This is a genomic window from Streptomyces sp. CG 926 (assembly GCF_003148825.1).
In the GTDB taxonomy this organism is placed as follows: Bacteria; Actinomycetota; Actinomycetes; order Streptomycetales; family Streptomycetaceae; genus Streptomyces.
Window position 1 is genome coordinate 1 of the sequence record NZ_QGGZ01000026.1, and the last position, 14445, is coordinate 14445.

Sequence of the window (14445 nt, forward strand, 5' to 3'; positions counted from 1 at the left end):
GTGGCCGACCCGTTCTCGTCGGAAGGCGGTCGTCTCTACCGCACGGGTGACGTGGTCCGCTGGAACGCCGACGGTCAGATCGAGTACCTCGGTCGCGCCGACGAGCAGGTCAAGATCCGGGGCTTCCGCATCGAACTCGGAGAGGTCCAGGCCGTCCTGGCCGGTCACCCGCTGGTCGCCCAGGCCGTGGTCGTGGCCCGCGAGGACGTGCCGGGGGACAAGCGCCTGGTCGCCTACGTGGTGCCGGCCGAGGACGGGGTGGCCGATGAACTGCCGCGGATCCTGACCGCTCTGGCCGGCAATCGCCTCCCCTCGTACATGGTCCCGTCGGCGATCGTGGTCCTCGACGCGCTGCCGCTGAACGTCAACGGCAAGCTCGACCGCAAGGCCCTCCCGGCTCCCGCGTTCGCGACGGGGACCGCCGGCCGTGGCCCGGCCACGCTCCGCGAGGAGCTCCTGTGCGGAGTGTTCGCCCAGGTCCTCGGACTGCCCGAGGTCGGTGTGGACGACGACTTCTTCGCCCTCGGCGGCCACTCCCTCCTCGCCGTCCGCCTGATCAGCCGGGTCCGTACCGTCCTCGGCGTCGAGGTTCCGCTCCGCGCCCTGTTCGACACCCCGACGGTGGCCGGCCTCGCGGCCGGCCTGACGGACGCCGGACAGGCCAGGCTCGCCCTGACCGCCGGCAACCGCCCGGAGCGGGTGCCGCTCTCCTTCGCCCAGCAGCGCCTGTGGTTCATCAGCCAGCTGGAGGGCCCCAGCGCCACCTACAACAGCCCGATCGCCCTGCGCCTGTCGGGCGATGCCGACCACCAGGTGCTGAACGCGGCCCTGCGGGACGTGATCGGCCGCCACGAGGTCCTGCGGACCGTCTTCGGCGTCGCGGACGGTCAGCCGTACCAGCGGGTCCTCGCGCTCGACGAGCTCGACTGGGAGCTGGACGTCGTCGAGGTCGGCCGGGCCGATCTGGAGGACGCGGTCACCGGAGCCGCACGGTACGCCTTCGACCTCTCCGTCGAGGTGCCGATCCGCGCCACCCTCTTCGAGGCCGGTGCGGGCGAGCGCGTCCTCGTCGTCCTCGTGCACCACATCGCCAGTGACGGCTGGTCGCGGGCGCCGCTGGCCCGGGACTTCTCCGCCGCCTACGCGGCACGAAGCGCCGGTCAGGCGCCGGAGTGGACGCCGCTGCCGGTGCAGTACGCGGACTATGCGCTGTGGCAGCGCGAACTGCTCGGCGACGAGAACGACCCGGACAGCGTCATCGCCCGGCAGCTCGCGTACTGGCGCGAGACGCTGGCCGGCTCCCCCGAGGAGCTGGAGCTGCCCTTCGACCGCTCCCGCCCGGCTCTCGCCTCCCACCTGGGCCACAGCGTCCCCCTCGACGTTCCCGCCGAGGTGCACGTACGCCTGGCGGAGCTCGCCCGATCCGAGGGCGTGACCGTGTTCATGGTGCTGCAGGCGGCCCTGGCCATCCTGCTCTCCAAGCTGGGCGCGGGCACGGACATCCCGATCGGCTCGGCCCACGCCGGCCGTGGCGACGAGGCCCTGGACGACCTGATCGGCTGCTTCGTCAACACCCAGGTGCTGCGCGCGGACCTGTCGGGCGACCCCGCCTTCACCGAACTGCTGGCCCGGGTGCGGGAGACGGGCCTGTCCGGCTTCGCCCACCAGGACGTGCCGTTCGAGCGGCTGGTGGAGGAGCTGGCCCCGGCCCGTTCCATGGCCCGCCACCCCCTCTTCCAGGTCGTCCTGACCAAGCAGAACACCGTCAGCGCCGGCCTGGACTCCTCGGCCACGCCCGTCGTCTGGACCGGCGGCATGTCGACCGGTACCAGGGCGGCGAAGTTCGACCTGGACGTGATGGTCGGCGAGACGTACGACGCCGAGGGCGCCCCGGCCGGGCTGCGCGGCTCGGTCACCGTCGCCGCCGACCTGTTCGACCCGGAGTGGGCCGACCGGATCGCCGGTGCCTGGGTGCGCGTACTCGACCTCCTCGGCGACAGCCCGCAGACCCGCCTCAGCGGCGTCCCGGTGCTCGACGAGGTGTCCCGGCACCGGGTCCTGACCGTCTGGAACGACACGGCGATCGAGGGCCGACCGGCCCTGGTCCACGAGCGGTTCGAGCGGTCGGTGGACCGCATGCCCGACGCGAAGGCGATCGTCTCCGGCGGTACGTCGATCTCGTACACGGAGCTGGACGCGAGGGCCGACCGCATCGCGCACTACCTCATCGGCCAGGGCATCGACGCCGAAGCGGTCGTGGGCCTGTGTCTGCCGCGGGGCGCCGACATGATCGCCGCGATCCTCGGTGTCTGGAAGGCCGGGGCGGCCTATCTGCCGATCGATCCGGCGCAGCCGACGGACCGGATCGCGTACATGCTCCGCGACAGTCGCGCGGCGCTGGCGCTGACGACGGAGGAGATCCTCGACGAACTGCCCGCGGGCCGTTCGCGTCTCGTGGCCCTCGACGACACGTTCGTCGAGATGCAGCTCGCCGCCGCCCCGACCGGCCGCCCTGGACGTTCTGTCGACCCGCGGTCGCTGGCGTACGTGATCTACACCTCGGGTTCGACCGGTCGTCCCAAGGGCGTCGCCGTCACGCACGGCGGCCTGGCGAACTACACCGCCTCCGTCCCCGACCGCCTCGGCTTCGCAGGCGAGGGCGCACGCTACGCACTGCTCCAGGCGCAGGCCACCGACCTCGGTAACACCGTCGTCTTCGCCAGCCTCACCACCGGCGGCGAACTCCACATCCTGGAGGAGAGTGCGGTCACCGACCCGGGACTGGTCGCTGCCTACCTCGCCGAGCACGACATCGACCACTTCAAGATCGTCCCCTCACACCTGGCCGCTCTGACGGCCTCCGGCATCGAGCCCGTACTGCCGAGGCGCTCCCTCGTCCTCGGCGGCGAGTCCACCCCGCCCGCCCTGGCCACCGCACTCCTCACCGCCGCAGCGGGCGAACGGGCGGCGATCCACAACCACTACGGCCCCACCGAGACCACCATCGGCATCGCGACCACACGGCTCACCGCCGAGGCGATCACCGACGGAACCGTCCCGGTCGGCACTCCCATCGCCAACACCCGCTTCTACGTCCTCGACGCGAACCTCCGCCCGGTCGTCCCCGGTGTCGCCGGTGAGCTGTACGTCTCCGGCGCCGGCCTCGCCCGCGGATACGTCGGCCGGGAGGCTCTCACCGCCGAGCGGTTCGTCGCCAACCCGTACGAGCAGGGCGAGCGGATGTACCGCACGGGTGACCGTGCGAAGTGGACGGCGGACGGCCAGATCGTCTTCCTCGGCCGGGCCGACGACCAGGTCAAGATCCGCGGCTACCGCATCGAACCCGGCGAGGTCCAGGGCGTCCTGACCGGCCACCCCCTGGTCGACCAGGCGGCCGTCGTCGCCCGCGAGGACAACGCCGGTGACCGCAGGCTCGTCGCCTACGTCGTCGCCGACGACCTGGAGCCGCAGGAGAAGATCCAACTCGCCACTGCGCTGAAGGAGTTCGCGGCGCAGCGGCTGCCGGAGCACATGGTCCCGTCGGCGGTCGTCGTCCTGGACGCGCTGCCTCTGACCGGCAACGGCAAGCTCGACCGCAAGGCCCTGCCCGCACCCGACTACTCCTCGTCGCTCGCCTCGGGCGGTCGACGGGCGGCAACGCTTCAGGAGGAGATCCTCTGCCTGGCCTTCGCGGAAGTCCTCGGACTTCCCGAAGTCGGCGTCGACGACGACTTCTTCGAGCTCGGCGGCCACTCCCTCCTCGCCGTCCGCCTCGTCAGCCGCATCCGTTCCGTCCTCGGCGTCGAGGTCGAGATCCGGGCGCTGTTCGAGGCCCCGACCGTCGCGGGTCTCGCCGAGCGCCTGACCGGCGCCCGTACCGCACGCGTCGCACTGACCGCGAGGGAGCGCCCCGAGCGGCTTCCGCTCTCGTACGGGCAGCGCCGCCTGTGGATCATCAACCAGATGGACGGGCCGAGCCCGACGTACAACATCCCGGTGGCCACCCGGCTCGCCGGGGCGGTGGACGCCGGGGCGATGGGCGCGGCCTTCCGGGACGTGCTCGCGCGTCACGAGGTGCTGCGCACGGTCTTCGAGGTCGCGGACGGTGAGCCGTACCAGCGGATCGTCGCCGTCGACGACCTCGACTGGGAACTGACCGTCGCCGACGTCACCCCGGAGGACCTGCCCGGCGCCGTCGCCGGCGCGAAGGCGCACACCTTCGACCTGTCGTCCGAGGTTCCGGTCCGTGCCTGGCTGTTCAGGGCCGGCCCCGAGGAGCACGTCCTCGTCGTCGTGGTCCACCACATCGCGGGTGACGGCTGGTCATGGGCGCCTCTGGCCCGCGACGTGGCGACGGCGTACGAGGCGCGCCGCAGCGGGCGCGCCCCGCAGTGGCAGCCGTTGCCGGTCCAGTACGCCGACTTCGCGCTGTGGCAGCGCGAGGTCCTCGGCGACAGCCAGGACCCGCAGAGCCTGATCTCGCAGCAGGTCGCCTACTGGCGGAAGACGCTGGCGGGGGTGCCGGAGGAGCTGGAGCTGCCGTTCGACCGGACGCGGCCGCCGGTCGCCTCGCACCGGGGCCACCGGGTGCCGCTGGAGATCCCGGCGGACGTCCACGCCGGTCTCGCCGCGCTCGCGCGGGCCGAGGGCGTCACGATGTTCATGGTGCTGCACGGTGCTCTGTCCGTGCTGCTGTCCCGGATCGGCGCGGGCACGGACGTCCCGATCGGTTCGGCGATCGCCGGCCGTACGGACGAGGCCCTGGACGACCTGGTCGGCTACTTCGTGAACACGTTCGTACTGCGCACCGACCTGTCGGGGGACCCGACGTTCCGTGAGGTGCTGGGACGGGTGCGGGAGTCCGGTCTGGGCGCGTTCGCGCACCCGGACGTGCCGTTCGAGCGGCTGGTGGAGGAGCTGGCCCCGGCCCGTTCCATGGCCCGCCACCCGCTGTTCCAGGTGATGCTGCTCCTGCAGAACAACGAGCGCGCGATTCTCGACCTGGAGGGCGTCGACGCCCGCCGCGGGGCCCCCGCCCCCTCCCCGACCCCCACGACCCCCACCGCGGACGGCTCCATCGACGGCGGTGCGACCGCCGACGCGGTCGTGAAGTTCGACCTCGACGTGAGCGTCGCCGAGCTCCACGACGCCGATGGCGCGCCGGCCGGTATGCGCGGCTCGCTCGTCGCCGCCGCCGATCTGTTCGACCCGGAGTCGGTCCTGCGGATCACGGAGCGACTGGGCAGGGTCCTGGCGGCGCTGGCGGCCGATCCCGGGATCCGTCTCGGCGAGGTGGACGTCCTGGACGAGGCCGAGCGGACGCGGATGCTCGTCGACTGGAACGCGACCGGCGCCGAGGTGCCGGACGCGACCGTCGTCGAACTGTTCGAGGCGCAGGTGGCCCGTACCCCGGACGCGATCGCCCTGGTCCACGGCGACGAGGAGCTGACGTACGCGGAGCTCGACGCCCGCGCCAACCGGCTCGCGCGTCTTCTGGCGGGCCGGGGCACCGGCCCGGAGACGGTCGTGGCGGCGGTCTTCGAACGCACCGTCGACCTGGTGGTGGCTCTGCTGGGCGTGATCAAGGCGGGAGCGGCGTACCTGCCGATCGACCCGGCCTACCCGGCCGACCGCATCGCGTACGTCATCGACGACTCCCGCGCCGTGTGCGTGCTGACCTCCGAGGACCTGGACGCCCGTCCGGCCGCCCCGGAACACCGGCCGCGCGTCCCCGTGATCGTGCTGGACGGCCCCGAGGTCGCCGGCCGGCTCGCGGGCCTGGCGGACGGGCCGCTCGCCGACGACGACCGTACGGCGGCACTGCACCCCGCACACCCGATGTGGGTCATCTACACCTCAGGTTCGACGGGCCGTCCGAAGGGCGTTCTGGTCGAGCACCGGGCGATCGTGAACTTCCTCGGCGCGATGCAGGACCGGTTCGCGCTCGCCGCGGACGACCGGCTCCTCGCGGTCAGTACGCACGGCTGCGACATGGCGGGCTTCGAGTTCTACCTGCCGCTCCTCAACGGCGCGCGGATGGTGCTGGCCTCGCAGGAGCAGGTCCTCGACCCGTGGGCGCTGCGTTCCCTGATCCGTACGACCGGCGCGACCGTCGTGCACGCGACGCCGAGTCTGTGGCGCGGGCTGATCGCGGACGCGGACGACCCGGTCGACTGGACCGGCGTGCGGGCCATGATCGGCGCGGAGGCGCTCCCGGCGGACCTGGCACGCACGATCCTGGACAGGACACCGACCCTGACCAACCTCTACGGCCCGACCGAGACGACCGTCTGGTCGACCGCGAAGGAGCTGTCCGGGCGGGACGCCGACGCCACCTCGATCGGCGGCCCGATCGGCAACACCCAGGTGTACGTGCTCGACGCGGGGCTCGTCCCCGTGCCGCCGGGTGTGGCGGGCGAGCTGTACATCGGCGGTCACAGCGTCGCCCGGGGCTACCTGGGCCGTCCGGGCCTGACCGCGGGCCGGTTCGTCGCGAGCCCGTTCGGCGGGGCCGGCGAGCGGCTGTACCGCACGGGTGACGTGGTGCGCTGGACCCCCGAAGGGGACCTGCGGTACGTGGGCCGGGCCGACGACCAGGTGAAGATCCGCGGGTTCCGCGTCGAACTCGGGGAGATCGAGGCGCTGCTGGCCTCGCACCCGGCCGTGGGCCAGGCCGTCGCCCTGGTCCGTGAGGACACCCCGGGGGACCAGCGCCTGGTGGCGTACGTGGTCCCGAACGCCGCCGCCGCGCCGGACGGCGAGGAGGACGGCGAGGCGGCCGAGAGGCTGGGCCGCGAGGTCCGGGCGCTCGCGCAGGACCGGCTGCCCGGCTACATGGTGCCGTCCGCGGTGGTGGCCATCGGCCGGCTGCCGCTCATGCCGAACGGCAAGCTGGACCGCAAGGCCCTGCCGGTGCCCGAGGCGACGGCGGGGGAGGAGACCGCGAACTGGGCGGTGACCTCCTTCGAGGACGGCATGTGCGAGGCGTTCGCCGAGGTCCTCGGGCTTCCCGAGGTCGGTGTCGACGACGACTTCTTCGCCCTCGGCGGCCACTCGCTGCTCGCGGTGCGGCTGGTCGAGGCGCTGCGCGAACGCGGTGTGTCGATCGCCGTGCGTGACCTGTTCGCCGCGCCGAGCGTGGCGGGGCTGATGAAGGGGATGAGCCTGTCCTCGATCCGCGACGCGCTCGGTGTGCTGCTGCCGATCAGGGAACAGGGCGAGCAGCCCCCGTTCTTCCTCGTCCACCCCGCCGGCGGCCTGAGCTGGTGCTACATGCCGATGGCGCGCCACGTCGAGGCCGACATCCCGCTGTACGGGCTGCAGGCACGCGGTCTGGACGGCACGAGCGAGCCGGCGCGGTCCATCACGGAGATGGCGGCGGACTACGTCGAGCAGATCCGCTCGGTGCGGCCGAGCGGGCCCTACCGGCTGCTCGGCTGGTCCTACGGCGGCGCGGTCGCCCACGAGATGGCCGTGCAGCTGCGGGCGGCGGGCCAGGAGATCTCGGCCCTGGTGATCCTCGACCAGTACCCGTGGAGCCGCGGCGAGGACGGCGAGGCCGTCGACGCCGTGGAGGAGACCGAGGTCGACCTCGAAGCGAAGGTCGACCGGCTCATCGAGGTCGTCCGCAGGGAGGCCGGCGGCGCTCTGGGCGCGGCGACGGAGGAGGAGTACCGGACCTTCGCCCGCATCCTGCAGAACCACCGCACGATCCGGACCGGGCACGAACACGGCCGGTTCGACGGGGACGCCCTGCTGATCGTGGCCGAACAGAGCATGCCGCCCGGCGAGATGCCCGCCGAGCGCTGGAGGCCCTACATCACGGGCGAGATCACGCAGGGCCAGGTCGCCTGCACGCACTACGAGATGGCCAGGCCCGAGACGCTGGCGGAGATCTGGAAGACGGTCTCGGCCTGGCTGGCCTCCCGCCCGTGACGTGTCAGGGCCCCCACCGGGGGCCCTGACCCAGGGGCCCTGACCCAGGGGCCCTGACCAGGGCCCCCGGGTCAGGCGTATCCACGACCGGGCGAAATAACCCGCAAAGAGTCGCAATGACCAGCAATGCCCTGCATTAGCCGGACATCCCACCAGAAAGAGATCCGAATCCATGTCTATCGTGAATCCCGCCTCGGCCGTGTCCGCTCCCGAGCCCATGGGCGGTTCCCGGACCCGGACGGCCCCCGACGGCACCGGCACACCGCAGGCGTCCGCCCCCGCCGTGCCCACCGCCCCCGTGCACCCGGCCGCCCGCGCTCTTCCCCTGGACAACCCGGGGGTCGACGTCATCGCGGTCGCCGAGCTGCGGCGCCAGGCGATGCTCGACGCCCTCGACCCGGGCCCGCGCCCGGCGTCCGCGGCCCGTGCGGGCCGGCGCGGTTTCCTCTCGCGCCTGAAGGGCTTCTACGCCCAGGAACTGATCCACGACACCGCGCGCGACGCGCGCGAGACCGGCTGACGGTCGGCCGTGCCCGAGGCCGCCCGAACCCGGGCGGCCGACCTCGACAAGGGCGAAACGCAGGGCCCTTGGCGGCAGAAAGTGATGACCCCGACATGCCGATCACGACGGCCACAGGAATTCTCCTGGCCTTCGAGCCGGACTACGAGCAGATCTCCGACATCAGGGGCGGCCCCGAACAGCCGAAACGCACCCCCGCCCGGCAGGCGGCGGCCGGCGGCGCGGAGGGTCCCCACCGCCTCTCCCCGCGGCCGGCGTGGCCTCAACGCCTCGTGGCGGGCCGGTGCCGGTGGAGAACGTCGCACCACCACCTCACGTGGCCCGCCCCGGCCACCTCCGCCGCGTTCTGCGGCGCGCACCCACCCGACCGAACGACCACCGGACTGAAAGGTCTCTTTCACCCACAGGCAAGGAGTGTCCTCTATGGCTCTCATAGGTGGCCCGAATCTCAATTCCGGAAACGCTTTTGGCGGGAAGGAAAAGACCCGCCAGAAGATAGACCCGGGTACGTTGCGGCGTATCCTCCCGTACCTGGTCCGCTACCGCGGCCAGCTCGCGGTACTGATTCTCGCGAGTGTGACGTGCGGCGCGATCACCGCCGCGAGTCCGCTCATGCTCAAGCTGATGATCGACGACGGGATCCTTCCCAAGCGGTTCGGAGTCGTCCTGATGCTGGCGTTCGGCATCGTGCTGCTCGCCCTGCTGGAGTCGTTCGTCCTGTACGTCGAGGCGCGCTGCTCGGGCAAGATCGGCGAGGGCCTGGTCTACGACCTGCGGACGGAAGTCTTCGAGCACGTGCAGCGTCAGCCGCTCGCGTTCTTCTCGCGGGTGCAGACGGGCGCGTTGGTCAGCCGGCTGAACACCGACATCGTGGGCACACGGCAGGCGATCACGTCGCTGCTGACGCAGGCGGTGTCGGGACTGCTGACGCTGGTCATCGTCATCAGCACGATGATCTACCTGTCGTGGGAGATCACACTGGTCGCGCTGGCGATGGTGCCGGCGTTCCTCTTCCCGGCCCGCATCATCGGGCGGAAACTGCAGAAGATCACGCGGGAGAGGATGACGCTCGACGGCGAGATGGGCTCGATGATGAACGAGCGCTTCAACGTATCGGGCGCGGAACTCGCGAAGCTGTACGGGCGGCCGGAGTCCGAGGCGGCGCTCTTCGAGGCGAAGGCCGGGCGGGTGCGCGACATCACCGCGCTCAACGTGGTCCACGGCCGGATGTTCTTCATCGTGGTCACGGTGCTGACCTCGCTCACGACAGCGATCGTGTACGGGTTCGGCGGCAACCTCGTGATCAGCGGCGCGCTGCAGATCGGCACCCTGGTGGCGATGGTGACGCTGCTGTTCCGGATGTACGGACCGATCAACCAGCTGTCGAACCTCCAGATCCAGGTCCTCACGGTGCTCGTCAGCTTCGACCGCATCTTCGAGGTCCTGGACCTGAAGCCGCTGGTCGACCAGAAGCCGGACGCGCACGTCCTGCCCGGCAGCGGGGTGTCGGCCGACGCCCGGCACATCGGCGCGGAGATCGTGTTCGATCACGTGTCGTTCCGCTACCCGAGCGCCGAGGAGGTCTCCCTCGCCTCCCTGGAGCCGATCGCGCTCCAGGACCAGGACCGGGGGGACAGTGCGTGGATCCTCAAGGAGCTCAGCTTCACCGCCCCGGCGGGGAAGCTGACGGCCCTGGTCGGCCCGTCCGGTGCCGGTAAGACCACGATCACCCAGCTCGTCCCCCGGCTGTACGAGGCGACGACGGGAACGGTCCGGGTGGGGGGTCACGACGTCCGCGACGTCACGCTGCAGTCGCTGAGCGAGACGGTCGGCGTGGTGAGCCAGGAGACCCACATGTTCCACGACACGATCCGCGCGAACCTCCTCTACGCCCGCCCCGAAGCCACCGAGGAGGAACTGGTCGAGGCGTGCGAAGCCGCCCTGATCTGGGACTCCGTCGCACGGCTGCCGGCCGGCCTGGACACGGTGGTCGGCGACCGCGGATACCGCCTCTCCGGCGGTGAACGGCAGCGGATCGCACTGGCCCGCCTGCTGCTGAAGTCGCCCCCGATCGTGGTCCTCGACGAGGCGACCGCGCATCTCGACTCCGAGTCGGAGGCGGCGATCCAAAGGGCCCTGAAGACGGCGCTGGCCGGCCGGACCTCCCTGGTGATCGCGCACCGGTTGTCCACGATCCGTGAGGCGGACCAGATCCTGGTCGTCGACGCCGGCCGGATCCGTGAACGCGGCACGCACGAGGAGCTGTTGGCCAAGGGCGGGGCCTACGCGACGTTGTACCAGACGCAGTTCGCGGAGGGGGTGACCGATATGAACGGCAAGCGCTCCGCGTGACGGGAGGGCTCGGATGACCAGAGCTCTCCTGTCTACCCGCAATCCGCCATTCGCTCAAGGAGCACAGGGGCGCGTCCAACCGCCGCACGGAAGCGGTTGGACGCCCCCCGGCGCGCGGCGGAACACCCTTTCCGGTGTATCACCGCGCACAACTCGACCGCTGTTGTTGCCGCGCCTTCCGCCAGGCCATAGTGGATCGCCGCGGACCGCACTGATCTGCGACAGGGGAATACTCGATCACGCATGCTCGGAAATTCTCTTATTGATTCCCCGGATCGGTGGCCGGCGTGATCAGAATTGCTCGCCCGAGAGAGGAAAATGTGGTGACGAACCCGTTCGAAGACCCCGATGCCCAGTATCAGGTGCTGGTGAACGAGGAGGGGCAGCACTCCCTTTGGCCCGTCTTCGTCGACGTACCGGACGGCTGGACCTCGGTCTACGGCGTGGCCGGCCGCGAGGACTGCCTCGCCTACATAGAGAAGTCCTGGACCGACATGCGTCCCAAGAGCCTGATCGAGGCCATGGCGGGCAAGTAACCCCGCACCACGCTCCACCCCCTCGGCCCGGAACGCGACCATCGCGCTCCGGGCCGAGGCACGCCCGCACCCACCGCACGGGCAGGCCCGCCGTGTCAGGCGGAAAGAGCTCCGGCGTCCGTGCCCCCGGCAGGGCGCCGCCCGGCGGGAGCCGCGTGCGCGAGAAGCCGCGCGACGAGGGCGGGCTCCACGTTCCCGCCGGTGAGGAGCACCCCGATGTCGGTCCCGGCGCCGGCTTCGCGGGCGTGGACGAGAGCGGCCGCCAGAGCGGTCGCGGCGGCGGGTTCGACGAGGAGCCGGGCCAGCCACAGCGCGGTCTGCAAGGCGTCGGTGATGGCGCTCTCACCGACGGTCAGGACGCGGGTGACGTCCGGCCGCGCCAAGGCGTAGGGAAGGTCGCCGATGCGGTCGGGGCGCAGTCCGTCGGCGACCGTGTGCCGGGCGGGCACGGTCACGGGGCCGCCGGCGCGCTGCGCCGCGGTGAACGCCGGGACGTTCTCGGGTTCCGCACCCATGACCCGCGTGCCGCATCCGGCGGCGGCGAGGCAGGCCCCCGCGAGTGCGCTGCCCCCTCCCACGGGGACCACGACGCTGTCCAGCCGCACCCCTTGCGCGGCGGTCTGCGACAGCAGCTCGGCGGTCGCGGTTCCCTGACCTGCGACCACCCGCGGGTCGTTGTAGGGGTCGACGACGTCGTACCCGTGCCGCTCCCGCAGCTCCGCGACGACAGCGATCCGTTCGGCCAGTGCCGTCCCGGCGAAGGTGACGTGGCCACCGGCTTCCCGGATACGGCGGACCTTGGTGCCAGGAGCGTCGTCGGGCAGGACGATGAGGGCGGGCAACGCATGGGCCCGCGCGGCCAGGGCGACGGCGATGGCGTGGTTGCCGGTGCTCTGCGCGACGACACCCCGACTGCCCGCCGCGGCCAGGTGCTCGACGGCCAACAGCGCGCCGCGCACCTTGAACGAGCCGCCGTGCTGAAGATTCTCGGCTTTGAGCCACAGCCGCGCACCGCACGCGGCGTCGAGCTGCTCGGAACGGACGACCGGAGTGCGCAGGACCTTTCCGGCCAGCCGGACCAGGGCGTCGTCCACGTCGGCCCGCCCGAGCTCCGCCACGGCGGTGCCGGCCGAAGTGCCTTTCCCGTACTCAGGCATGGGTGTCCCTCCAAGGAAAGTCAGGGGAATGCGACGCATCCGCGCAGGGCGGCACACACCTGGCCGGCGGCCGGTACCGCGGCGAAAAGGGGAGGGGGCTGCTCGTGTGCGGGGTGCGTCGCGACGTCAGGGCGTCAACGTACTGCGGGCACCGGGAAACACGCACGTGTCCGCGTCCACGCGCGATGACGCGCCACCGCCGCTCGTCACGCCGCGCCGGTCACTGGGACTGCGGGGGGAGATATCCGTCCTGGACGGCATGGACACCGGCCTGGAAGCGGCTGCGGGCGTTGAGGTGCGTGAGGAGGCCGGTGGCCAGGCGGCGGGCGGTGCGGGGCGAGACACCGAGCTTCTTGGCGATGGATTCGTCGGTGGCGCCCTTGGCCAGCAGCTGCAGCGCGGTGATCTGCTGGGGCGTGAGTTCGCCGGGCTGCTGTCTGGTGGGTTCGCCGAACGGCTGGGCGTTGCGCCATTCGTTCTCGAAGAGCGCGCACAGGGAGGAGACCAGCCCCGGCAGGGTGATGGCGATGGCCCCGATGCCGGTGTCGTCGCTGTCGTTGGCGATGATCGCGACGCGACGGTCACAGATGATCATCCGGTTCGGCAGCGACGGCGCGGTACGCACGTACGCGCCGTGCTTTGTCAGCCATTCTGCGTGTTCAACGCTGCCCTGGTCGCGCCGAATGCTGTCCAGGTATACCGTGCGCATGTTGATTCCGCGTTCCAGCAGCCGCTTGTTGAGCGGTCGCGATGCCCGCATGTTGGCTTCTGTCTGGGCGCCGCCGGGGGCGAAAGTGAGAAATTCCTCTTCGACCTGATTATTCAGGGCGGCGAGATAGTCTCGAATGGAATCGACACCCCGGAGGTACTGCACCGATTCATCCGGATGGGAGGACTGCCCGTGCGTGAACTCGGCGATGAGACGAGCGGCGGCGGAGCGGGAAGCTTCGACCCGTTGCTGCAGGGCGGCCAGTTCGGCCTGCTGACGGGCGAGGAGGATTTCCATGCCGAGCTGCGGGCTCACGGCGTAGACCTGGCACGGGCTGCTCGAGGAGGCCCTCACCAGGGCGAGCTCGCTGAGCTTGTCCAGAGCGTGCTGGATCTCCCCCTCCGGCAAGTTGAGTCGTTCGCCGAGTTCGGCCAGAGAGGCGTCCGGGTGCGTGAGCATGCCCCGGTAGACCACCTCGGCGGCGGCTTCGAGCCCGAGATCCGTCAACAGCACGCGAGCGTCCCCTCTCCGTCGCGGTCCCGAGCGGTGCGAGCCCCGACCGCCGACTTCCCGGTCGAGGACAGGCGTTCGAGACGGTTTCTCGCAAGACTATCCCGGCGGGGGAGCGTCCGGCGGACGGAATTTCCGCGCCCGGAGCGCCGGCCGACTTCCGCCGGAACAGGGACCGCCGACCATCTGGACCCCGCCTTACGTGGACGGCTTGTCGCCCACGCCGTCTGCTGAGGCTGAGCTGTGTTTCTTGTGCATGTCCGGCTTCGGACCCACCCTTCGGGTGACCTCCTTCCTGAAAGCGTCGCCGCCCTCATGGCTGCCGCCGATCCCACCGCGACCGCGGGCTACGGGGGCGTCGGCCGTGTCGAACACGTCAGCCTCCACCCCAGGGCCGAGTCCGGCCCGGTGATCGGCGTCTACGTCCACGCACGGGACCCGGCAGCGGCGGAATGGGTCGCCGTGGACGCCTGGCACCGCGCCGTTGCACGCGAACCCGCCTTGAACGCATGGGAGCTGACGTCGGCAGAACTGCCTCTGATGCGCCCTGACCACGAGGTGTGACCCGGCCGCTCACCGCCCGGGAGGAAAGGGAACAAGGGCTTCCTCCTGCACGGACTTTGGACTGAATGCGCCAAGGCCGGTTTGCCCACCCCTATTGCTCTTCTGCTCCTGCGGGGCGCGGACAAGACTCGTTCCTGTCGCCGCCAGTCCTGAGCAGAACAG

General features: G+C 71.3%; 7 protein-coding genes. 5 read left to right on the top strand and 2 right to left on the bottom strand.

The genetic code is table 11. The annotated features are described in order from the left end of the window. The 4 genes from BCL76_RS37990 to BCL76_RS38005 form a co-directional block, all read left to right on the top strand. The coding region (locus BCL76_RS37990; RefSeq protein ID WP_146228518.1) for a non-ribosomal peptide synthetase at positions 1-7935 on the top strand (7935 nt) is incomplete at its 5' end. A gap of 172 nt (positions 7936-8107) precedes the next feature. Then, the gene (locus BCL76_RS37995) at positions 8108-8455 is read left to right on the top strand and encodes a hypothetical protein (RefSeq protein WP_146228519.1); all 348 of its coding nucleotides are present in this window, start codon (positions 8108-8110) and stop codon (positions 8453-8455) included. A gap of 510 nt (positions 8456-8965) precedes the next feature. Further along, entirely contained in the window at positions 8966-10807 is a 1842-nt protein-coding gene (locus BCL76_RS38000) for an ABC transporter ATP-binding protein (protein ID WP_258310155.1), read from the top strand. 323 nt (positions 10808-11130) lie between these two features. After that, positions 11131-11343, top strand: a complete 213-nt coding sequence (locus tag BCL76_RS38005; RefSeq protein ID WP_109784066.1) for an MbtH family protein — start codon at positions 11131-11133, stop codon at positions 11341-11343. A 95-nt stretch (positions 11344-11438) separates the two neighbouring features. Here the strand turns inward: BCL76_RS38005 and BCL76_RS38010 are convergent, their stop codons facing one another. Then, the gene (locus BCL76_RS38010; protein ID WP_181382899.1) at positions 11439-12500 is read right to left on the bottom strand and encodes a threonine ammonia-lyase; all 1062 of its coding nucleotides are present in this window, start codon (positions 12498-12500) and stop codon (positions 11439-11441) included. 220 nt (positions 12501-12720) lie between these two features. After that, on the bottom strand, positions 12721-13722 hold the full coding sequence (locus tag BCL76_RS38015; protein ID WP_309136888.1) for a helix-turn-helix transcriptional regulator: 1002 nt from the start codon (positions 13720-13722) through the stop codon (positions 12721-12723). Positions 13723-14034: 312 nt separating this feature from the next. Between BCL76_RS38015 and BCL76_RS38020 the strand changes: the two genes are divergently transcribed. Next, positions 14035-14283: a hypothetical protein gene (locus BCL76_RS38020; protein ID WP_109784068.1), complete on the top strand. Its 249-nt coding sequence runs from the start codon at positions 14035-14037 to the stop codon at positions 14281-14283. Positions 14284-14445 lie beyond the last annotated feature (162 nt).